Genomic DNA, 18,617 nt, shown 5'->3' with positions numbered 1-18,617 from the left:
GTAATTTTCCCAAGAGACCCCTTAACGGACTCTTAAAACACTGTTCGGCGCGCCAGCACCGGCAGAATCCACGGTGCCAACGCGATCTCCACCGGCAGATGGGCGATCACATCGCCGTCGCCCTGCACGGGCTCCCCCACCGGCCCGTCAATGACCACCCGGCGGGCGGGCAGGACGCGGTAGTCGGGGTAGCGCGGCAGCCGCCCGGCAGTGACGCCCCAGAGGTAGCGCAGGGCGTTCCCCCGCCCCGCCCGCGGAAACAGGCAGACGTGCAGCCGCGGGTCGGTCAGCCGGGCGTCGGGCGCGCAGACGAAGCGCCCCCCGTAGAAGTGCCCTTTGGCGACGATGACCGAGGCGACCTTCACCGGCTCTGCGCCGTCCACCGCCACGCGGTAGGGACCGCCACCGCCCGCGGCGATCCGGGCCAGCGTTTCCACCGCATAGGCGCCCTTGCCGATCAGCCGCTTCAGCCGCGTGTCCACCCGCTCGACAACCCGGGCATCCAGGCCGGCGCCGGCCATCATGGCGAAGGCGCGGCCATTCGCCACACCCAGATGCACGGGCATCGTGCGCCCTTCCGCCAACACCCGCGCCACGCCCTCCGCATCCAGCGGCAGGTCCAGTTCATGGGCGAGCACGTTGGCGGTGCCCAGCGGCACGATGCCCAAGGGTATCGTCGTCTCCCCGCCTCCGCGCGCGCCCAGCCCGTTGACCACCTCGTTGATGGTGCCGTCGCCACCCGCCGCGACCACCGCGTCGAAGGCGCCGGGCGCCACCGCGCGGGCCATCGCCTCCGCGTCGCCACGCCCGCCGGTGGCCCGAAGCGTCACCACCGCCCCGTGGCGCTGCTCCAGCAGCTCCAGCACCGCACCCAGACGGCGCGCCCGACGGGCGCCGGCCACCGGGTTGTGGATGATCAGAAGGCGCCGCCGGGTTGCCGCGGCCGGCCCGGACGCCTTAGGCACCGATTCGGCCCCGTCAGCCACGCCAGCCCCCAATATGACCATCCCGTTTCAGTTTTGATAAAGTCATTTTGCGCCTTTGTTACGTCGACAAGAAGTCTTATCGAAATCATTTTCCCCAACAGATGCGAGCACTCGAAATCATTGTCAAGACAATGACCCGCGGATATAGGGAAAGCGTTTCACCGAAACTTTTCCGGAACGGCGATGGAGCGGGGCATGAGCGCATCACGCGACGTCAAGCGATACCGCAGCATCTGGATCTCCGACGTCCATCTGGGCACGCGGGGATGCAAGGCGGAGTATCTTCTCGATTTCCTGAAGCACAACGAGTCCGACCACCTTTATCTCGTCGGCGACATCGTGGACGGCTGGCGTCTGCGCAAGACCTGGTACTGGCCGCAGGCGCACAACGACGTGGTGCAGAAGATCCTGCGCCGGGCGCGCAAGGGCGTGCAGGTCTATTACATCCCCGGCAACCACGACGAGGCCGCCCGCGACTACGCCGGCCTGCAGTTCGGCGGCGTCCAGGTGGTGGAGGAGATGATCCACGTCACCGCCGACGGGAGGCAGTTGCTGGTCACCCACGGCGACCGCTTCGACGTGGTGGTGAAGTACGCCCGCTGGCTGGCCTTCATCGGCGACAACGCCTACGTGGTCCTGCTCCAGGCCAACACGCTGTTCAACTGGGTCCGCCGCAAGCTGGGCTTCCCCTACTGGTCGCTGTCCGCCTTCCTGAAGCACAAGACGAAGACGGCGGTCGAGTTCATCGGCAACTACGAGACCGCGCTGGGCGACGAGGCCCGGCGCCGCAAGGTGGACGGGGTCGTCTGCGGCCACATCCACACCGCGGAAATCCGCGACATGGAAGGAATCCTCTATTGCAACGACGGCGACTGGGTCGAGTCCTGCACCGCCTTGGTCGAGCACCCCTGCGGCCGGCTGGAGATCATCGACTGGGCGGCGGACATCCGCCGGCGCACCGCAACGACGCTGCCCGCCCGCATCCCGGCCAAGGAGAAGCCGGAGAAGGAGAAGGCGGCCAAGGAATCGGTTGCGGCGTGAACATCCTGATCGTCTCCGACGCTTGGCTGCCTCAGGTCAACGGCGTGGTGCGCACCATCGGCACCGTCCGCTCGGAGCTGGAGGCCATGGGCCACCGCGTGGAAGTGATCGGCCCCGACCGCTTCCGCACCGTGCCCATGCCCACCTACCCGGAAATCCGGCTGGCGCTGGGCGCGGGACGGCGGCTGACCGCGATGATCGACGCGCTGCGCCCCGACTGCATCCACATCGCCACCGAAGGGCCACTGGGTTTCGCCACCCGGCGCTATTGCCTCGGCCGCGGCAAGCCTTTCACCACCGCCTACCACACCCGCTTCCCGGAATATGTGCGCGACCGGGCGCCGGTGCCGCTGGCCCTCAGCTACGCGGTGGTGCGCCGCTTCCACAAACCGTCCTCGGCGGTGATGGTGGCGACGCCATCCATCGAGAGCGACCTTGCCGCCCGCGGCTTCACCAACATCCGGCGCTGGACGCGCGGCGTGGACACCGAGCTGTTCCGCCCCCGCGCCAAGGACTTCCTGGCGTTGCCCCGCCCCATCGCCCTCTATGTCGGGCGCGTGGCGGTGGAGAAGAACCTGGAGGAATTCCTGAAACTCGACCTGCCGGGCAGCAAGCTGGTGGTCGGCGACGGCCCGGCCCGCGCGGAGCTTCAGCAGAAATACCCGGACGTCCATTGGGCCGGCGCCCGCCATGGCGAGGAGCTGGCCCAGCATTACGCCGCGGCGGACGTCTTCGTCTTCCCGTCGCGCACCGACACCTTCGGCCTGGTGCTGCTGGAGGCACTGGCCTCGGGCGTGCCGGTGGCGGCCTACCCGGTGCCCGGCCCGCTGGACGTGGTCGACGGCTCCGGCGTCGGTTGCCTGGACGAGGATCTGAAGGGGGCGGTCGAACGCGCCCTGACCATTCCGCCGGACCTGTGCCGGGACTATGCCCTGAACTTCTCTTGGCGGCGCTCCGCCGAGCAGTTCCTGGCGAACCTGCGCCCTTTCGCCTGAGGAGGACATGGAGCGGGACCGGCGCACGGCCGCCCCCGCTCCCCCGATCACGCGGCGCGGATGCGCTGCATGAACAGGTCCACGCTCTCGCGCAGGCGGTCGGATTCGCGGTGCAGGTTGCCGGCGGACCCCAGCACCTCCTCGGCGAGGCTGCCGGTCTCCGACGCGCCGCGGGTCACCGCGCCGATGGTGTCGCTCACGCTGCGGGTCCCGCGGGCGGCCTCCTGGACGTTGCGGACGATCTCCTGGGTGGCGCTGGTCTGCTGCTCCACCGCGGCGGCGACCGTGATGACGATGTCGTTGATGCTGCCGATGGTGGCGCCGATCCCGCTCAGCGCCTCGGCGGAACCGCGCGCCACCTCCTGGATGCTGGCGATCTGGGAGGAGATGTCCTCGGTCGCCTTGGCCGTCTGGTTGGCGAGGTTCTTGACCTCCTGCGCGACCACGGCGAAGCCCTTGCCGGCCTCCCCGGCGCGAGCCGCCTCGATGGTTGCGTTCAACGCCAGCAGGTTGGTCTGCCCGGCGATGCTGTTGATGAGCTGAAGCACCGCGCCGATCTTCTGGGCGGCGTCGACCAGACCGTTCACCGTGGTGTTGGTCCGCTCCGCCTCGGCCACCGCGCCGCGGGCGATCTGCGAGGACTGGGCGACCTGCCGGCTGATCTCGCCGATGGAGCTGGTGAGCTGTTCCGACGCGGCGGCGACCGTCTGCACGTTGGCGGACGCCTGCTCGGCGGCGGCGGCCACGGCGAGCGACTGCCGGTTGGTGGCGGCGGCGATCTGCGCCATGCGCTGGGCGTTGCCCTTCATCTCGTCCGACGCGGCCACCGTGTTGTCGGCGATGCCGCTGACGCTCCCTTCCAGGCTGTCGGCGAGCTGGCTCAGGATGGCGCGCTTGCTCTCCTGCTCAGCCGCCGCGTAGGTCTCCAGCAGCACCTCGAGGTCGAGCCAGGCGACGCGGCCCAGCGTGTCGCGCAGGGCGGCGGCCTCCGCCGCCCTCTTCGCTCCGAACAGCGACCGTTGCCCCGCCGCCGCGTCGAGGCCCAGCTCGCGGACGATGCCGTTGGACACCGTGTGATGGCAGATGGCCACCGCATAGCCCGGCACGCCGTTGTCGTAGAAGGCCTTGGCCAGCCGGTGGGCGGATTCCAGGAAGCCCGCACCGAGGTCGCCCGAAACCACGCGGCTCCAATGGGCGACACGCGCGGCGTGGACGTCGGGCACGATCAGGGCGTCGCGGATTTCCGGCCACGCTGCGAAGGCGCTGTGCCACTGTTCCAGAAGCACGGGCAGACGGTGCTGCGCGAACTCCCGGTTGGCGCGCAGGCGCGCGATGTCCGCTTCGGTGATGTTGAAGGCCCGGAGCCGGTTTTCCTGGCCGTCACGTTCCTGTACGCCCGCCATGATGTTATCATCCCAAAATGTTGGAGACCGGCGCATTGCCCGCCTCCCTCGAAACTGCCAACGTTTCTACGCCACCAGGATAGCAGCGGATTGCTTCAAAATTATCATAATGGGTCGCAAAATCGTCATACCCTAGTATGCGAGCAAACCCCATACGGCCATCAGCCTTCCGGCAGGCACTAGCGCAAAGCCTTACCTCTGCCACAGCCCCCCGTGCTAAAGTGGTGGGGACCGCGGCCGGGAAACTTGGCCGCGTTGGTTTTGTCGGATGGCGTTTCGACCCGCATGCTTCAATCACTCTACCGCGGCTTGACGACCCTCGCCGGGCCGGCGGTTCGTCTGTACCTCGACCGACGGCTTGCCGCCGGCAAGGAGGACTCCGCCCGCCGGGGGGAACGGTTCGGCACGGCCGCGCGCCCGCGCCCGCCCGGACGGCTCGCCTGGATTCACGCGGCCAGCGTGGGGGAAGCCAACTCGGTTCTCGTCCTCATCGACCGCCTGCTCGACGAGACGCCGGACCTGACGGTCCTGATGACCACCGGCACGGTCACCTCGGCGGAGCTGATGGCCCGCCGCCTGCCGGAGCGCGCCTTTCACCAGTATGTGCCGGTGGACCTGCCGGCGGCGGTGGACCGCTTCCTCGACCATTGGCGTCCCGATCTGGTGCTGTGGACGGAATCGGAGATCTGGCCAAACCTGCTCGGCGCCGTACGGGCGCGCGGCATCCCGGCGGCGCTGGTCAACGCCCGCATGTCGGAGCGCTCCTTCAACCGCTGGCGTTGCGCGTCGGGCCTGATCACGCCGCTGCTCTCCACCTTCCAGGTCACGCTGGCCCAGTCGGAGGAGGACGCCGACCGCCTGCGCCGTCTCGGCGCTCGGGGCGTCGTCAGCGTCGGCAACCTGAAATTCTCCGCCGAGCCGCCACCTGCCGACCCCGCCGCGCTGGCGGCGCTGCGCACGGCCTGCGCCGGGCGCCCCGTCTGGCTGCTCGCCAGCACCCACCCCGGCGAGGACGAGCTGGCCGCCGCGGTGCATGAGGCGCTGGCCCCACGCCTGCCCGGCCTGCTGACCCTGCTGATCCCCCCATGGCGGGCGCGAGCGAGGGCCGCTGGCCGTCAATCTCGGCGTCCATGATTCCGCCGCGGTGGGCGACGAGGCGCTGCTGCTGGCCGCCCACGGCCGCTGCTGGGTGGCGCGCGACCGCGCCGCCGGGGCGCGGGCGGCCATCACCGCCGGCGCGCCCGTCCTGGTGATGGACGATGGCTTCCAGAATCCCGGTCTCGCCAAGGATTTCTCGCTGATCGTGGTGGACGGGGCGGTGGGCTTCGGCAACGGCCGTCTCATCCCCGCCGGCCCCCTGCGCGAACCGGTGGAGCGCGGCCTGGCCCGCGCCGGGGCCGTCGTGGTCGTGGGCGAGGACCGCAGCGGGGTGGAACGGCGCGTTGCCGACGCCCTGCCCGTCCTGCACGCCCGCCTGGAACCGGTGGAAAGCGCCCGCGCGCTGGCCGGACAAACGGTCCTCGCCTTCGCCGGCATCGGGCGGCCCGAGAAGTTCTTCGCGACGCTGGAGGCGCTGGGCGCCCGCGTGGTGGAGCGCGCCGCCTTCGCCGACCACCATCCCTACCGCCCCGAGGAGGTGATGGGGCTGGTCGACCGCGCCACCGCGCTGGGCGCCCTGCCGGTCACCACCGTGAAGGACGCCGTCCGCCTGCCGGAGCCTCTGCGCGCCCTGGTCCGGGCGGTGCCGGTGCGCGCCGTCTGGCGGGACCCCGCCGCCCTCGACCGCCTGCTCGCCCCTCTTCTGATCGGGCTTCCGACTGGAGTTCCCAATGGCTAAGCCGCGCGGCCCCCTGGTGTCCTGGCTGACCCGCCGGGTCGGCTACCCGCTGGAGGCCGTTCTCGTCCACGGCTTCTGCGGCCTGTTCCGCGCCCTTCCGGTCGACCGCGCCTCGGCGCTCGGCGGCTGGATCGGACGGACCGTCGGCCCGCGCCTTCGCAGCACCCGCACCGCCCGCCGCAACCTGGAGCGCGCCTTCCCCGAGAAATCCCCCGCGGAGATCGACGCGATCATCCTCGGCATGTGGGACAATCTGGGCCGCGTCATCGCCGAGTACCCGCATCTGGACGCCATCGGTGCCTATGGCCCCGGCGGGCGGACCGAGGTGATCGGGGCGGAGCACATCGACGCCCTGCGCGAGGACGGCAAGGCCGGCATCCTGGTGTCCGGCCATTTCGCCAACTGGGAAGTGAAGCCCGTCTGCTCCCGCAAGATGGGATTGGAACTGGCGGTGGTCTACCGCGCGCCCAACAATCCCTATGTCGACCGGCTGCTGACCGAACTGCGGGGGGCCGCCGGCGGCACGCACATTCCCAAGGGGCCTGAGGGCGCGCGCACGCTGATCCGGGTGCTGACCAAGGGCGGGCATGTCGGCATGCTGATCGACCAGAAGATGAACGACGGCATGCCCGTCCCCTTCTTCGGGCGCGACGCCATGACCGCCCCGGCGGCGGCACAGCTCGCCCTGCGGCTGGGCATCCCGCTGGTGCCGGCGCGCACCGAGCGTCTGGACGGCGCGCGCTTCCGCATCACCGTCCTGCCGCCGGTGGAGCCACCGAACAGCGGCGACCGCAACGCTGATGTGCGGATTTTGATGGAGCGTCTGAACGCCCTGTTGGAGCAATGGATTCGCGAGCGCCCCGCCGAATGGCTCTGGCTGCACCGGCGCTGGCCCGACTGACGGAGACTTCCATGCCCCTGCCGCTCGACCCGCATCTGCTTCAGCTCTACCTCGTCGCGGCGCTGGTCCTGACGCTGGCGCCGGGACCGGATTCGCTGCTCGTCCTGTCGCGCAGCGTGATGGAGGGGCGCAACGCCGGGGTGGTCGCCACCGCCGGCATCACGCTGGGCAACCTGATCCACGCGCTGCTCGCCGCCGCCGGCATCTCGGCGCTGGTCGCCGCCTCGCCGGCCCTGTTCGACGTGCTGCGCTACGCCGGCGGGGCCTATCTGGGCTGGATCGGCGGGCGTGCGCTGTGGAGCGCCCTGCGGACCGGCTTCGGCCGCCGCGGCGGCGAAGAGGCGACCACCGCCAAGCCCGAGTCGGCCCCGGCGCACCGTGTCTTCCTCCAGGCGTTGCTGACCAACCTGCTGAATCCGAAGGTCATCCTCTTCTATCTCGCCTTCGTGCCGCAATTCGTCGCACCGGCGCTCGGCCACGTCGCGTTGCAGATCTTCCTGCTCGGCTCGATCCTCGGCGTCATCGGCGGCCTCTACCTGCTGGGCGTCGCCGCCCTCAGCGCCGGGGCCGCACGCCGCGCCCTGTCGAGCGCGCGGGTGCGGGCGGTTCTGGACGGTGTCGCGGGGGTGCTGTTCCTGGGTTTCGCGCTGCGCCTGCTGCTGACCGACCGGCGCATCGCCTGACGGCAAATCCGTCAGGCGGGAAAAGACGTTGCGGAGTCAGTGGACGAGCGTGGCCGGGGGTGTCATAGTGCCGCCCGCGTTTAACCGGCCAGCCCGTCCGGCCGAATGGCTTACCGACCGCGAGCGACGATGAGCGAGAAGATCTCCCTGATCACCTGGATGGCGAACATCCACATCCGGTTTGTCACCTGGCGCCGGGGCAACAAGGTCGGCACCGACCGCTTCGGCAACACCTATTACCGCTCCCCGAGCGCGATCGCCGGCGTCAAGGAACGCCGCTGGGTGATCTATGCCGGCGAGCCGGATGCCTCCAAGGTGCCGCCGGAATGGCATTCCTGGCTGCACCACACCACCAAGGAGCCGCTGCCGGAAGGCAACAGCGCCTTCCACAAGCCGTGGCAGAAGGAACATCTCCCGAACCTGTCCGGCTCGCTCCAGGCCTACCGGCCGCCCGGGCACCAGTATGCGGGCGGGCAGCGCGTGCGCGCCACCGGCGATTACGAACCCTGGACTCCGGGCTGAGACGCCCACGCGGTCCCTTAGGAATCCCTCATGCGCCGCAATGTGATTGAAACCGTGCTCGGCGGGGTCGTCCTCGCCGTGGCCGGCTTTTTTCTGGCTTTCGCCTACACCAGCGCCGATTTGCGCAAGGTGAACGGCTACGCCCTCACCGCCAATTTCACCAGCATCTCCGGCCTGCAGAGCGGTGCGGACGTGCGGATCAGCGGCGTGAAGGTGGGGTCGGTCACCGAACTGACGCTCGACCCGAAGAGCTATCAGGCGGTCGTGCACATGTCGATCCACCCGGACATCAAGCTGCCCAAGGACACCGCGGCGGTCATCGCCTCGGAAAGCCTGCTGGGCGGCAAGTTCCTGTCGCTGGAGCCGGGCGGCGAAGAAGACATGCTCAAGCCGGACGGCCGCGTCGAATACACGCAGAGCACCCCCGGCATCGAGCAGCTCCTGGGCCAGGTCATCTTCTCACTGCAGAACATGAGCAAGCCCGGCCAGGAGGGCGGCGAGCCGCCCAAGCTGTAAACGCTGCACACAATTGAGACGACGAACGAAGGGGCCTCACGGCCCCTTTTTTCGTTTGCTCACCCACTTTTTCCCAACCCCCTTCGGAACAGCCGCGGCCACGCTGCCGTTTCCTTCCGCAGACCCAACACGGCACCCTCATCAAAGGAGATCAGCGATGAAAGCCCGTTTCCTGGTTCTCGGCCTCGCCCTGCTCGCCGCCGCCTGCGGCGTCAACACCGAGGAGAAGGCCGCCAGCGGCGCTCTGGGCGGGGCTGCGGCGGGCGCCGTGGTCGGCGGGCCAGTCGGCGCGGTGGTCGGTGGCGCCGCGGGCGCCGCGGGCGGCACCGCCACCCAGAAGGTCGAGGAGAAGGAGGGCACCGCCGGTCCGTCCACCACCAAGGCCCCCTATGGCGGCACCCGCCCCAGCGGCAGCATCACCCAGTAAGCGGCCCCGACAAAGCGGTCACGGAGTAGACGGGGAGACGCTTCCGGGCTAGAAGGCTGTCGGGTTTCGGCCCACGCCGTTCGACATCACGGAAGCGATCCCCAGTGACGACGATCCCAGTGACGACGACTCCGAAAAGCCTCATCGGCCCGGTCGGTGGCAAACGCGTTCGCGGCGTGGCCCTGGCGGCCGCGCTGCTCTGCCTTCCGGCCCTGGGCCTGACCAGCCTGACCGGCCCGGCCGCCGCCGCCCCGGTGCCGGAGGAGATGGTCAGCCGCTCCGCCGCCAAGCTGCAGGGGCTGGACAAGATCACCGCCCGCACCTCCACCTTCACCATCGCCGTCGGCGAGACCAAGGCGCTCGGCAGCCTGCGCATCACCCTGCGCGCCTGCAAGGAGAACCCGCCGATCGAGCCGCCGGAGACCGCCGCCTTCCTCGAAGTGATCGAGAGCAAGCCCGGCGAGCAGGCCGAGCCGGTGTTCAGCGGCTGGATGTTCGCCTCCAGCCCCGCCCTGTCGGCGATGGAGCACCCGATCTACGACGTCTGGGTCCTGTCCTGCGAGGGCGACTGAGGCCGGCCCAGCGCCCCGCCTTCAGCCCTCCGGGCCGAACAACGCCGTGATGGCCGCATCCTGGTCGACGCCGCCGAAGTCGGTCGGCACCGACAGGGCGGCGGCCAGCCGGCGGCGGTACTCGGCGCGCGGGATCTCCATGGCGCCGAACTGGCTCAGATGCTCCGTCACGAATTGCGCGTCCAGCAGCGTGTAACCCGCCGCCCGCAGCCGGGCGACCAGATGCACCAGCGCCACCTTGCTGGCGTCGGTGACGCGGCTGAACATGCTTTCCCCGAAGAAGGCGCCGCCCAGCGCGACGCCGTAAAGGCCACCGACGAGTTGGCCGCCGCTCCAGCATTCCACGCTGTGGGCGCAGCCGCGCTCGTGCAGTTCGGTGTAGAGCCGCAGGATGTCGCCGTTGATCCAGGTCTTCGGGCGGTCCGGGGTCGGCTCCGCGCAGGCCTCGATCACCGCGCGGAAGGCCGTGTCGAAGCGCAGAGCGAACGGACCGCGCCGCACCGTCTTGCGCAGCTTGCGCGGGACGTGGAAGCCCTCCAGCGGCAGGACGCCGCGCCGCTCCGGATCGAACCAGTACAGCTCCTCGGAGTCGGCGTTCTCCGCCATCGGGAAAATGCCGGCGGCGTAGGCGCGCAGAAGCAGCGATGCGGACAGTTCGATCATCGCGGACACTATAGCCGTTTGCCCCCTCACCCCCGCAACGTTATCTCAGCGCACCACTTCCGCGCGACAGGTGGCTCCCACCATGGTATGCAACGGAAAGAGGTGTTTATCGCAGGAGTTCCAACATGAAGACGGTTCTGTCAGCCATCGCCGTATCGGTGGTTGCGTTTCTCTCGATGACCGGCGCGTCATGGGCGCAGCGCAAGGCGGAGCCCGGCACCTTCGATTACTATGTGCTCAGCCTGTCCTGGTCGCCCACCCACTGCGCCAAGAATCAGGGCGATTCCGATCCCGACCAGTGCGGGGTGGAGCGCAAGTTCGGCTTCATCGTCCACGGCCTGTGGCCGCAATACAGCAACGGCGGCTACCCGGCCACCTGCACCCGCGACCGCACGGTCCCCCGCGCCGTGGTCGACGCCACCATGCCGGTGATGCCCAGCGTCGGGCTGATCGTGCACCAATGGACGAAGCACGGCACCTGCAGCGGCCTGCCCGTCACCGACTATTTCGCGCAGGTCCGCAAGGCCTTCGCCAAGGTGAATATCCCTGAGGCCCTCCAGGCCCCGAAGCCCGACCTGTCGATCCCGGCCACCCAGGTCGAGCGCCTGTTCGTGCAGGCCAATCCGGGGCTGGAACCGGAGTCGGTGGCGCTGGTCTGCTCCAAACGCGACGTGGCCGAAGTGCGGCTGTGCCTGAACAAGGACCTGTCCTTCATGCCCTGCGGCGCCAAGGTGGTCGACCGCTGCCGCCGCGACGCGTTGCTGACCGCGGCGCCGTGACATCCGAAATGAACGCTTTCGATGTTCCCTCTCCCCGGAAGGGAGAGGGTTAGAATCTGCCCCAAACGAAAAGAGCCCTTCCTCCCCACCAGGGAAGAAGGGCTCTTTTCATTGACCCGCTCGGCGAACCGTTCGACGGCTTACTTCTTCATGCCCATCAGCTGTTCGAGCCAGTGGATGTCGTAGTTGCCGTCGATGAAGGCCTGCTGCGCGATGATGCGCTGGTGCAGGGGCAGCGTGGTGTCGACGCCGCCGATCACATACTCCTCGATCGTCCGGCGCAGCCGCATCAGGCACTCGTTGCGGGTGGTGCCGTGGACGACCAGCTTGGCGATCAGGCTGTCGTAGTGGGGCGGGATGCGGTAGCCGTCGTAGAGAGCCGAGTCGACGCGCACGCCCAGGCCGCCCGGCGCGTGGTAGCCGTCGATCTTCCCCGGCGACGGGATGAAGGTCTCCGGATGCTCCGCGTTCACGCGGCACTCGATCGAATGGCCCTGGAACCGGATGTCCGCCTGGCCGTAGCCGAGCGGGGCGCCGGTCGCCACGCGGATCTGCTCGCGCACCAGGTCGATGCCGGTGATCATCTCGGTGATCGTGTGCTCGACCTGCAGGCGGGTGTTCATCTCGATGAAGTAGAACTGCCCGTCCTCGAACAGGAACTCCATCGTGCCGACGCCGCGGTAGCCGATGGCCGCTGCCGTCTTGGCCGCCAGATCGCCGATGAAGGCGCGCTGCTCGGCGTTCAGGGCCGGCGACGGGGCTTCCTCGATGACCTTCTGGTGACGGCGCTGCACGGAGCAGTCGCGCTCGCCGAAATGCACGCAGTTGCCGTGCTCGTCGCCGAGAAGCTGGATCTCGATGTGCCGGGGCTTGCCGAGATACTTCTCGATGTAGACCTCGTCATTGCCGAAGGCGGCGCGCGCCTCGCCACGGGCGAGCTGGTAGGCTTCCTTGAGCTGGTCGGGGTTGCGGGCGACCTTCATGCCCTTGCCGCCGCCGCCCGCCGCCGCCTTGATGAGGATCGGATAGCCGGTCTCGCGGCCGATCTTCTCCGCCTCCTCCAGCGTCGGCACAGGGCCGTCGGAACCGGGGACCACGGGCAGCCCCTGCTCCATCACCGTCTTCTTCGCGGTGACCTTGTCGCCCATGATGCGGATGTGCTCCGCGGTCGGGCCGATGAAGGTGAAGCCGTGCTCCTCCACCATCTCCGCGAACTGGGCGTTCTCCGACAGGAAGCCAATGCCGGGATGGATCGCGTCCGCCCCGGTGATCGACGCTGCCGACAGGATCGCCGGAATGTTCAGGTAGCTTTCGCGGGCCGACGCGGGGCCGATGCACACGCTTTCGTCCGCGAGGCGGACGTGCATGGCGTCGGCGTCGGCGGTGGAATGCACCGCCACGGTCTGGATTCCCATCTCACGGCAGGCGCGGTGGATGCGCAGAGCAATCTCACCGCGGTTCGCGATCAGGACCTTCTCGAACATCGCCAAGGGATGATCCCCGCTCACTCGATGATCATAAGGACTTCGCCGAACTCCACCGGCTGGCTGTCGGAGACCAGGACCTCGACAACCGTGCCGCCCCGCGGGGCCTTGATGGGGTTCATGACCTTCATCGCCTCGATGATGAGGACGGTCTGGCCGGCCTTCACCGTGTCGCCGACGCGGACGAAGGGCGTGCCGCCCGGCTCGGCGGCGGCGTAGGCCGTGCCGACCATCGGCGAGGTGACGGCGCCGGGATGGCTGGCGGGCTTGCCCGCCGGGACGGCGGCCGGAGCCGCAACGGGGGCGGGAGCGGCGACCGGAGCGTGCACGGCCACCGCCTGGGCGGCCGTCGGGCGGGTGACGCGGATCCGCTTCTCGCCCTCGGCAAACTCGATCTCGCTCAAGCCCGTCTCACGCAGGAGATCCGCGAGCTTGCGGACCAGATCGCCGTCGATGTCGAAGCTTGCCATGGTGTTCGTTTTTCCCGTGTTCCTTAGTCGCGCTCGAGGATATTCGCCATGGCGTCCAGCGCCAGCAGATACCCGTGAGGGCCGAAGCCGCAGATCATCCCCTTGGCCACCGCGGAAATGTGCGAGTGGTGGCGGATGGCCTCACGCTTGTAGATGTTGGAGAGATGCACCTCGACGATCGGCAGCTCGGACAGGATCAGCGCGTCCATGATGGCGACGGAGGTGTGGCTGTAGGCGCCGGCGTTGATGACGATGCCGTCATGCTCCGTCCGCGCCTGCTGAATCCAGGAAACGAGTTCGCCCTCGTGGTTCGACTGCCGGAAGTCGATGGCCAGCCCGAGCTGTTCGGCGCGTTCCTGGCACGCGCCTTCCAGATCGTCGAGCGTCATGGAGCCATAAATGTGCGGTTCGCGCACGCCCAGCATGTTCAGGTTCGGTCCGTTCAGGACCAGAACGGAAGCGTCGATGGCCACGGGCCACGCCCCTTTTCCAAGATCGAGTCCGCGCGTTTATAGCACTTTGCGTCGCGCTGGCAATGCCGCATGGCGCAAACGTTACGCCCATTCGGCGTGTTCTGCCCCCTTCGGCGCCAAACGCCTCACGGCGCGGCGGACAGATGGCGGCGCAGGATCTCCTCGAAGGCCCCGCCATCCTTTAATTTCCTCAATCCGGCGTTGAAGGCGGCCAGGATTGCCGCCGCCTCCGGCAACGAACGCGAGAGAATCAGGTGCTGCCCGGCGCGGGCGTAGGGCAAGGGGGCGACGCGGATCTCGTCCCCGACCATCGCCTTCGCCACTGCGCTCCGCCCGGTGAATTCGTCGATGACGAAGGCGTCCACCCGGCCCGAGGCGACCATCCGCACGCAGGCCGGCAGGTCCGCCGGGCTTTCCCGCGCCAGTACGCCCGCCGCGGCCAGTTCCGCCAGCTCCGTCGGCAGGGCGTAGCCGACCGGCGCGCAGACCGTGCGGCCCCGGAAATCCTGCGGCGTGTGAAACACCATGCCGCTGTGGGCGGACAGGTAGACGAGTTGGCGCACCTCCAGCAGCGGGTCGGAGAACAGCATCTCCATCTCGCGGTCCGGCGTGCGGACATAGGGAAAGGTGCCCAGGAACTTGCCCGCCAGGACGCCGTCGTAGCCGCGGCGCCAGGGCATGAAGCGCACCTCGTAACGCAGCCCGACCTCGCCGAAGGCGCGGCGCACGATCTCGGTCAGCAGACCGCCCTCCGGCAGATCCTCCCCGGTGAAGGGGGCGAAGTCGTTGCCGGTGACCAGATCCAGGGCCGAGTCGAGGGGAGCCGAGTCGAGGGGGGCCGAGCCAAGGAGCGCCGAATCGAGCGGGGCCGCCCGGACGGGGCCGACCGCCGCCAACAGCAGGAGCATGGCCAGAAGACACCGCCGCCCCGCCATCGCCTATCCCCTAACCCCTCTCCCGCAGACGCCCGCTCACTCCGCCGGGGCGCGGTTGCGCCGCCCGGCGGGGTCGGTGAACAGGTCGTTGATGCGCTGGACATGCTCCGCCACCGCCTCGCGGATGGAGAAGATGCGCTTTTCCGCACCGCCGCTCCAGCCCACCGGCTTCTTGCGGAAGATCGAGCGGAAGAAGCGGGTGTTGCGCAGGAAGCCCTGCTGGAGGTTCAGGTCCACGTCGCCGTAGCGCTCCGGCAGGCCGCGGGCGACCCGCCGGGCCATGAAGGAGCGCAGCCAGAAATGCCCCGCGCCGAACAGGCCGCCCAGCACCACCAGCGCCGCCAGAACCCCGACCGGCAGGCCGCCGGCCCAGGCCGGCTGCGACTGGGTCAGCCAAGTCAGGAACGCCGACACCGTGTCGCCGCCGGCGAGGCTGGCGATCCCGCCGAACAGCAGGGCGAGCAGGGCCAGCCACACCGCGTCGCCGATCAGCACCAGCTTGCGCCAGCGCTTCATCGCCGCGGCGAGCTGCGGGACGATCTCGCCCTTCAACTCCTTCACGAGGCTGTCGATCATGCCGACGATGCGGTAGGCGCGGGCGACCTCCACCTCGTTGATGCGCACCTGGAGTTCGGCAAGGTCGGAGTCGCGCCGCGCCTCGTAGCGGGCGCGCACCGCGTCGTCAGCGATGGCGACCGCCGACTTGCTGTCGTAGAGGGCGTAGAAGCGGCCGGACACCAGACCGGCCTGGGCGATGGCGCGCTGCCACGCGCCGAACACCGCCTCCAGATTGTCTTCCTTCGCCGTGGTGTCGATCTGGTTCAGGATGTAGCAGACCTTGCGCGCGTCGGCGCGGTCCACCGTCTTCGCCACCAGATGCTTCAGCGTGTCCTGCATCGCCCCCGGTTCCGGGTGACGCCCGTCGAAGAAGACCAGCACGAGGTCGGACAGCTCGACGATGTGATCGACCAGCCGCAGCACCGAGCGGCGCTGGTCGTCGGCATCGAAGCCCGGCGAGTCGATGAAGATCTTGCCGCGCGCCCGGTCGCCGGACAGCGTCTTGAGCTGCAGGTAGTTGTCGATGCGCTTGCCCTCACCCGCCGCGACCTTCTCGATCTCGTCGGCGATCCGGTAGAAGGGAAAGCGCGGGTCGGCGTTCAGCGCGGTGCCCGGCAGGGCCTCCCGCCGGGTGTCCGGGCCGTGGCAGATCACCGTGAACTTGTCGTCCACCGCCTGGTTGCCGGTGTTCTGCAGCGGCGCGCCGAGATAACCGTTGAGGAAGGTGGACTTGCCCGCGGAGAAGGTCCCCAGCACCGCGATCATCGGCCACCACGGAATGCGTGTGGTCAGCGACTCGTGCGGCCCCAGCAGGCCCAGCCGAACCAGCACCCGGTCGAAATTGCGGAAGGTCGGAATGACCGGGAGGAGGTTCGGGTTTTCCGCGCGGAGATGCGCGTCCAGGGCGGCGAGGCGCTGCTGGAGGGCTTGCCTGGGGGTCATGGCCGGCCGGGTCCCGTCTGCTGTGAAATGGGGTGACGTGTCGTGTCGGAGGCATTCTCTAGCACGAGGGGCCGTTGCGATGGACAGCGAAATCGCCGTGACCGGAAACGCCGTGACGGCGGCGCAGCATCGGTCCTATCCTGACGCCGTCGTCCTATTCCAAGCATGACCGCGAGGGGGCAGGCCAGTGACGCAGGGACCGCAGGGCCACGGTGCCCATGACCACGATCATGACCACGACCACCAGCATTATGACCATGATCATGAGCACGGGAATGGGCATGAGCACGGCCATGACCACGGACATGCCCACAGCCACGGCCATGCCCACACCGCGACGGTGACGGCCGACAGCGAGCGGCGGATTTTGCTGGTCCTGTTGTTGACCGCCAGCCTGATGGTGGTGGAGGTGGTGGGCGGCGTGCTGTCCGGGTCGCTCGCCCTGCTGGCCGACGCCGGGCACATGCTGACCGACGCGGCGGCGCTGGCGCTGGCTTGGCTGGCCTTCCGGCTGGGGCGGCGCCCGTCGGACCGGCGGCGCAGCTTCGGCTACCACCGGCTCCAGGTCCTCGCCGCTTTCGTCAACGGCCTCAGCCTGTTCCTGCTCTCCGCCTGGATCCTGTGGGAGGCGGCGCAGCGGCTGATGGAACCCCAGCCGGTCCTGGGCGGCACCATGATGGCGGTGGCGGTGCTGGGCGGGCTGGGCAACCTCGCCGGCCTCTACATCCTGCACCGCGGCGACCGGGAGAACCTGAACGTCCGCGGCGCCGCCCTGCACGTGCTGGGCGACCTGCTCGGCTCGGTGGCGGCGGTCGTGGCGGCGGGCATCATCCTGGCGACCGGCTGGACACCCATCGACCCGATCCTGTCGGTGCTGGTCGCCCTGCTGATCCTGCGCGGCGCCTGGGAGGTGGTGCGGCAGAGCGCCCACATCCTGGTGGAGGGCACGCCGGTCGGCATCGACGTGGACGAGCTGCGCAGCGCCCTGCACGAGGCTGTGCCGGCGGTCACCGACATCCATCACGTCCATGTCTGGTCGCTGACGGCGGAACGGCCGCTGCTGACCATGCACGCCGTGGTGCCGCCGGGAACCGACCGCGACGCGGTGTTGCGCGATCTGGTCGAGACCCTGCGCGGACGCTTCGGCATCGGCCACGCCACGGTCCAGGTCGAAACCGGCCCCTGCCCGGACGGCCGGGAGATGCACCACGCGGCCTGACGCGTTCCCCGAACTGTGACCTTCTTTGGTGGTATGGATCGGAACCGGCGCCCGAAACGTTGCTTTCGGCATGACTGCCGAAAACGACCCCGACACCGACTCCCTGCGCCTGACCGCGGAGGAGCTGGCCTTCCTGCTCAGCGATCCGCAGAGCCACGCGGATCGGGAGGAGCGCAACGCCCGCGCCAACCGGGCCCGCACCGAGCGGCGGCGCAGCGACCCCGCCTATGCGGAGCGCCTGCGCAACGACGACCGGCTGCGCCAGCGGCGGCACCGCGCCAAGGCGGCCATCGGCCGGCCCGAGCGGGAACCCGAGCCGCCCGTTCCCCTGCCCGCCCTGTCGGCGGCGGACGCCCTGCGCCGCCTGGAAGCCCATCTGGAGGGGGCCGCCACCCCGCAGGCGGCCCAGTTGCGCCGCCGCCCGGACGCCTTGCAACGCTACGCCGCGGCGTTCGAACTGTACCGCACCCTGTCGGACCGGGGGGAGCGCCCGACGCGCGGCGCGCTGGCCGCCGCCTTCGCCGCGCGTCTTGGCCTCACCCTCACCCCGTCGCAAATCCAGAAGCTGCGCGATCAGGTGGAGGGCTTCGCCCGCCCCGGAGGCCCCTGGCACGCCGGCTGACCGGCAGAGCGGAAAGGCCGATACAGCGCGTCACGCAGACCGCCCCGTGCGGCCTCTGTTCGGCCCGCAAACGGTCGTTAACCTACCGTTAACTATGAATTAAGGGAGCGTTAAGGCTGCTTGGAGGCTTCGCCACGCATCGAAGACCACGCCGGCGCGCTGCGTGACACGCTGTATCGGGCTTCGCCGCTGGCCTTAAAGGTCGGTCGGTGCGTTTGGCACCGGCGGTTCGGACTTCGGTGGTTCGGACTTCGGCGGCGCCGGTTCGGCCGGCCCAGGGTTGGGAGGTGCCGGACGGGAACGGTCGAGCCGCCGGATGACGATGTCGCCCTCCGGCGTGACTTCGGGGGGAGCGAACATCGGCACCTGCCGCACCCACCCCTCCAGAGCCTTCATCAGCAATTCCACGCCCTGGCGGGCCTGCTCGCCCGGCGTGCTGGGCATGCCGGGGGCCGGAGGCGTGGCGCCGGGCGGGGGCGGCGTGTCGGCGGCGCCCGCCGGCACCGTCCACAGGGCGCCGGCAAGGAACAGAGGCGCCATGAGACTTACGGGGATGGGGCGGCGCGCGGTCATGGGTTCGTCACTCCCG

General features: G+C 69.4%; 22 protein-coding genes. 13 read left to right on the top strand and 9 right to left on the bottom strand.

Going from position 1 to position 18,617, the window contains the following annotated elements; all coding sequences use genetic code 11:
* Positions 1 to 32 precede the first annotated feature (32 nt).
* Entirely contained in the window at positions 33 to 986 is a 954-nt protein-coding gene (locus ABAZ39_RS03140; RefSeq protein ID WP_247881619.1) for a diacylglycerol/lipid kinase family protein, read from the bottom strand.
* A gap of 195 nt (positions 987 to 1,181) precedes the next feature.
* On the opposite strand from ABAZ39_RS03140, the gene ABAZ39_RS03135 reads away from it, so the two are divergent.
* Together ABAZ39_RS03135 and ABAZ39_RS03130 are read left to right on the top strand one after the other, a co-directional pair.
* Entirely contained in the window at positions 1,182 to 2,027 is an 846-nt protein-coding gene (locus ABAZ39_RS03135) for a UDP-2,3-diacylglucosamine diphosphatase (RefSeq protein WP_038530606.1), read from the top strand.
* On the top strand, positions 2,024 to 3,022 hold the full coding sequence (locus ABAZ39_RS03130) for a glycosyltransferase family 4 protein (RefSeq protein WP_038526656.1): 999 nt from the start codon (positions 2,024 to 2,026) through the stop codon (positions 3,020 to 3,022). Before ABAZ39_RS03135 ends, ABAZ39_RS03130 begins: the two co-directional genes overlap by 4 nt.
* A 47-nt stretch (positions 3,023 to 3,069) precedes the next feature.
* Here the strand turns inward: ABAZ39_RS03130 and ABAZ39_RS03125 are convergent, their stop codons facing one another.
* Complete coding sequence (locus ABAZ39_RS03125; RefSeq protein ID WP_038526654.1) at positions 3,070 to 4,425, bottom strand: globin-coupled sensor protein; 1,356 nt, start codon at positions 4,423 to 4,425, stop codon at positions 3,070 to 3,072.
* Positions 4,426 to 4,710: 285 nt separating this feature from the next.
* On the opposite strand from ABAZ39_RS03125, the gene ABAZ39_RS03120 reads away from it, so the two are divergent.
* The 8 genes from ABAZ39_RS03120 (at position 4,711) to ABAZ39_RS03085 (ending at position 9,883) form a co-directional block, all read left to right on the top strand.
* Positions 4,711 to 5,559: a 3-deoxy-D-manno-octulosonic acid transferase gene (locus ABAZ39_RS03120; protein ID WP_247881618.1), complete on the top strand. Its 849-nt coding sequence runs from the start codon at positions 4,711 to 4,713 to the stop codon at positions 5,557 to 5,559.
* Between the two features lie 10 nt (positions 5,560 to 5,569).
* The gene (gene lpxK / locus ABAZ39_RS03115; RefSeq protein WP_051657772.1) at positions 5,570 to 6,262 is read left to right on the top strand and encodes a tetraacyldisaccharide 4'-kinase; all 693 of its coding nucleotides are present in this window, start codon (positions 5,570 to 5,572) and stop codon (positions 6,260 to 6,262) included.
* Positions 6,255 to 7,163 (top strand): lipid A biosynthesis lauroyl acyltransferase, encoded by a 909-nt coding sequence (locus tag ABAZ39_RS03110; protein ID WP_038526651.1) that lies wholly within the window; start codon positions 6,255 to 6,257, stop codon positions 7,161 to 7,163. Before lpxK ends, ABAZ39_RS03110 begins: the two co-directional genes overlap by 8 nt.
* Before the next feature lie 11 nt (positions 7,164 to 7,174).
* A complete protein-coding gene (locus ABAZ39_RS03105; RefSeq protein ID WP_038526648.1) occupies positions 7,175 to 7,846 on the top strand; it encodes a LysE family translocator in 672 nt (223 codons plus the stop codon).
* Positions 7,847 to 7,975: 129 nt separating this feature from the next.
* Positions 7,976 to 8,368 carry an NADH:ubiquinone oxidoreductase subunit NDUFA12 gene (locus tag ABAZ39_RS03100; RefSeq protein ID WP_038526645.1) on the top strand — a complete coding sequence of 131 codons (393 nt, stop codon included), beginning with the start codon at positions 7,976 to 7,978 and terminating at the stop codon, positions 8,366 to 8,368.
* 30 nt (positions 8,369 to 8,398) lie between these two features.
* A complete protein-coding gene (mlaD, locus tag ABAZ39_RS03095; protein ID WP_014241151.1) occupies positions 8,399 to 8,884 on the top strand; it encodes an outer membrane lipid asymmetry maintenance protein MlaD in 486 nt (161 codons plus the stop codon).
* Between the two features lie 157 nt (positions 8,885 to 9,041).
* Positions 9,042 to 9,311, top strand: coding sequence for a YMGG-like glycine zipper-containing protein (locus ABAZ39_RS03090; protein ID WP_038526642.1), 270 nt, complete (start codon positions 9,042 to 9,044; stop codon positions 9,309 to 9,311).
* A gap of 104 nt (positions 9,312 to 9,415) precedes the next feature.
* Positions 9,416 to 9,883 (top strand): DUF2155 domain-containing protein, encoded by a 468-nt coding sequence (locus ABAZ39_RS03085; protein ID WP_247881617.1) that lies wholly within the window; start codon positions 9,416 to 9,418, stop codon positions 9,881 to 9,883.
* Positions 9,884 to 9,904: 21 nt separating this feature from the next.
* Here ABAZ39_RS03085 and aat read toward each other — a convergent pair whose 3' ends face one another.
* The gene (gene aat / locus ABAZ39_RS03080; RefSeq protein ID WP_038526639.1) at positions 9,905 to 10,546 is read right to left on the bottom strand and encodes a leucyl/phenylalanyl-tRNA--protein transferase; all 642 of its coding nucleotides are present in this window, start codon (positions 10,544 to 10,546) and stop codon (positions 9,905 to 9,907) included.
* Between the two features lie 125 nt (positions 10,547 to 10,671).
* Between aat and ABAZ39_RS03075 the strand changes: the two genes are divergently transcribed.
* On the top strand, positions 10,672 to 11,325 hold the full coding sequence (locus ABAZ39_RS03075; protein ID WP_038526637.1) for a ribonuclease T2 family protein: 654 nt from the start codon (positions 10,672 to 10,674) through the stop codon (positions 11,323 to 11,325).
* Between the two features lie 140 nt (positions 11,326 to 11,465).
* On the opposite strand, the gene accC is transcribed toward ABAZ39_RS03075, so the two are convergent.
* The 5 genes from accC to ABAZ39_RS03050 form a co-directional block, all read right to left on the bottom strand.
* The gene (gene accC / locus ABAZ39_RS03070) at positions 11,466 to 12,809 is read right to left on the bottom strand and encodes an acetyl-CoA carboxylase biotin carboxylase subunit (RefSeq protein WP_014241156.1); all 1,344 of its coding nucleotides are present in this window, start codon (positions 12,807 to 12,809) and stop codon (positions 11,466 to 11,468) included.
* 20 nt (positions 12,810 to 12,829) lie between these two features.
* Entirely contained in the window at positions 12,830 to 13,279 is a 450-nt protein-coding gene (gene accB, locus ABAZ39_RS03065; protein WP_038526633.1) for an acetyl-CoA carboxylase biotin carboxyl carrier protein, read from the bottom strand.
* A gap of 23 nt (positions 13,280 to 13,302) precedes the next feature.
* Positions 13,303 to 13,752, bottom strand: coding sequence for a type II 3-dehydroquinate dehydratase (gene aroQ / locus ABAZ39_RS03060; RefSeq protein WP_014241158.1), 450 nt, complete (start codon positions 13,750 to 13,752; stop codon positions 13,303 to 13,305).
* 125 nt (positions 13,753 to 13,877) lie between these two features.
* A complete protein-coding gene (locus tag ABAZ39_RS03055) occupies positions 13,878 to 14,660 on the bottom strand; it encodes a substrate-binding periplasmic protein (RefSeq protein WP_247881616.1) in 783 nt (260 codons plus the stop codon).
* A 63-nt stretch (positions 14,661 to 14,723) separates the two neighbouring features.
* Positions 14,724 to 16,187, bottom strand: a complete 1,464-nt coding sequence (locus ABAZ39_RS03050; protein ID WP_038526625.1) for a dynamin family protein — start codon at positions 16,185 to 16,187, stop codon at positions 14,724 to 14,726.
* A 187-nt stretch (positions 16,188 to 16,374) separates the two neighbouring features.
* Between ABAZ39_RS03050 and ABAZ39_RS03045 the strand changes: the two genes are divergently transcribed.
* Both ABAZ39_RS03045 and ABAZ39_RS03040 read left to right on the top strand, forming a co-directional pair.
* Positions 16,375 to 17,406 carry a cation diffusion facilitator family transporter gene (locus ABAZ39_RS03045; RefSeq protein WP_081862865.1) on the top strand — a complete coding sequence of 344 codons (1,032 nt, stop codon included), beginning with the start codon at positions 16,375 to 16,377 and terminating at the stop codon, positions 17,404 to 17,406.
* Between the two features lie 70 nt (positions 17,407 to 17,476).
* Positions 17,477 to 18,028: a hypothetical protein gene (locus ABAZ39_RS03040; RefSeq protein ID WP_038526619.1), complete on the top strand. Its 552-nt coding sequence runs from the start codon at positions 17,477 to 17,479 to the stop codon at positions 18,026 to 18,028.
* Between the two features lie 195 nt (positions 18,029 to 18,223).
* Here ABAZ39_RS03040 and ABAZ39_RS03035 read toward each other — a convergent pair whose 3' ends face one another.
* Positions 18,224 to 18,601 (bottom strand): hypothetical protein, encoded by a 378-nt coding sequence (locus ABAZ39_RS03035; protein ID WP_144243453.1) that lies wholly within the window; start codon positions 18,599 to 18,601, stop codon positions 18,224 to 18,226.
* Positions 18,602 to 18,617: the final 16 nt, after the last annotated feature.

Origin of the sequence: Azospirillum argentinense, assembly GCF_000632475.1 — a bacterium.
Taxonomy (GTDB): Bacteria; Pseudomonadota; Alphaproteobacteria; order Azospirillales; family Azospirillaceae; genus Azospirillum; species Azospirillum baldaniorum.
This window is presented reverse-complemented; position numbering and strand designations above follow the sequence as displayed.

Bases quoted from the DNA above. Each gene is read 5' to 3' on its own strand.
- ABAZ39_RS03135 (WP_038530606.1), top strand. From the start codon at position 1,182: ATGAGCGCATCACGCGACGTCAAGCGATACCGCAGCATCTGGATCTCC.
- ABAZ39_RS03125 (WP_038526654.1), bottom strand. From the start codon at position 4,425: ATGGCGGGCGTACAGGAACGTGACGGCCAGGAAAACCGGCTCCGGGCC.
- ABAZ39_RS03120 (WP_247881618.1), top strand. From the start codon at position 4,711: ATGCTTCAATCACTCTACCGCGGCTTGACGACCCTCGCCGGGCCGGCG.
- ABAZ39_RS03110 (WP_038526651.1), top strand. From the start codon at position 6,255: ATGGCTAAGCCGCGCGGCCCCCTGGTGTCCTGGCTGACCCGCCGGGTC.
- ABAZ39_RS03105 (WP_038526648.1), top strand. From the start codon at position 7,175: ATGCCCCTGCCGCTCGACCCGCATCTGCTTCAGCTCTACCTCGTCGCG.
- ABAZ39_RS03100 (WP_038526645.1), top strand. From the start codon at position 7,976: ATGAGCGAGAAGATCTCCCTGATCACCTGGATGGCGAACATCCACATC.
- mlaD (WP_014241151.1), top strand. From the start codon at position 8,399: ATGCGCCGCAATGTGATTGAAACCGTGCTCGGCGGGGTCGTCCTCGCC.
- ABAZ39_RS03090 (WP_038526642.1), top strand. From the start codon at position 9,042: ATGAAAGCCCGTTTCCTGGTTCTCGGCCTCGCCCTGCTCGCCGCCGCC.
- aat (WP_038526639.1), bottom strand. From the start codon at position 10,546: ATGATCGAACTGTCCGCATCGCTGCTTCTGCGCGCCTACGCCGCCGGC.
- ABAZ39_RS03075 (WP_038526637.1), top strand. From the start codon at position 10,672: ATGAAGACGGTTCTGTCAGCCATCGCCGTATCGGTGGTTGCGTTTCTC.
- accC (WP_014241156.1), bottom strand. From the start codon at position 12,809: ATGTTCGAGAAGGTCCTGATCGCGAACCGCGGTGAGATTGCTCTGCGC.
- accB (WP_038526633.1), bottom strand. From the start codon at position 13,279: ATGGCAAGCTTCGACATCGACGGCGATCTGGTCCGCAAGCTCGCGGAT.
- ABAZ39_RS03055 (WP_247881616.1), bottom strand. From the start codon at position 14,660: ATGCTCCTGCTGTTGGCGGCGGTCGGCCCCGTCCGGGCGGCCCCGCTC.
- ABAZ39_RS03050 (WP_038526625.1), bottom strand. From the start codon at position 16,187: ATGACCCCCAGGCAAGCCCTCCAGCAGCGCCTCGCCGCCCTGGACGCG.
- ABAZ39_RS03040 (WP_038526619.1), top strand. From the start codon at position 17,477: ATGACTGCCGAAAACGACCCCGACACCGACTCCCTGCGCCTGACCGCG.
- ABAZ39_RS03035 (WP_144243453.1), bottom strand. From the start codon at position 18,601: ATGACCGCGCGCCGCCCCATCCCCGTAAGTCTCATGGCGCCTCTGTTC.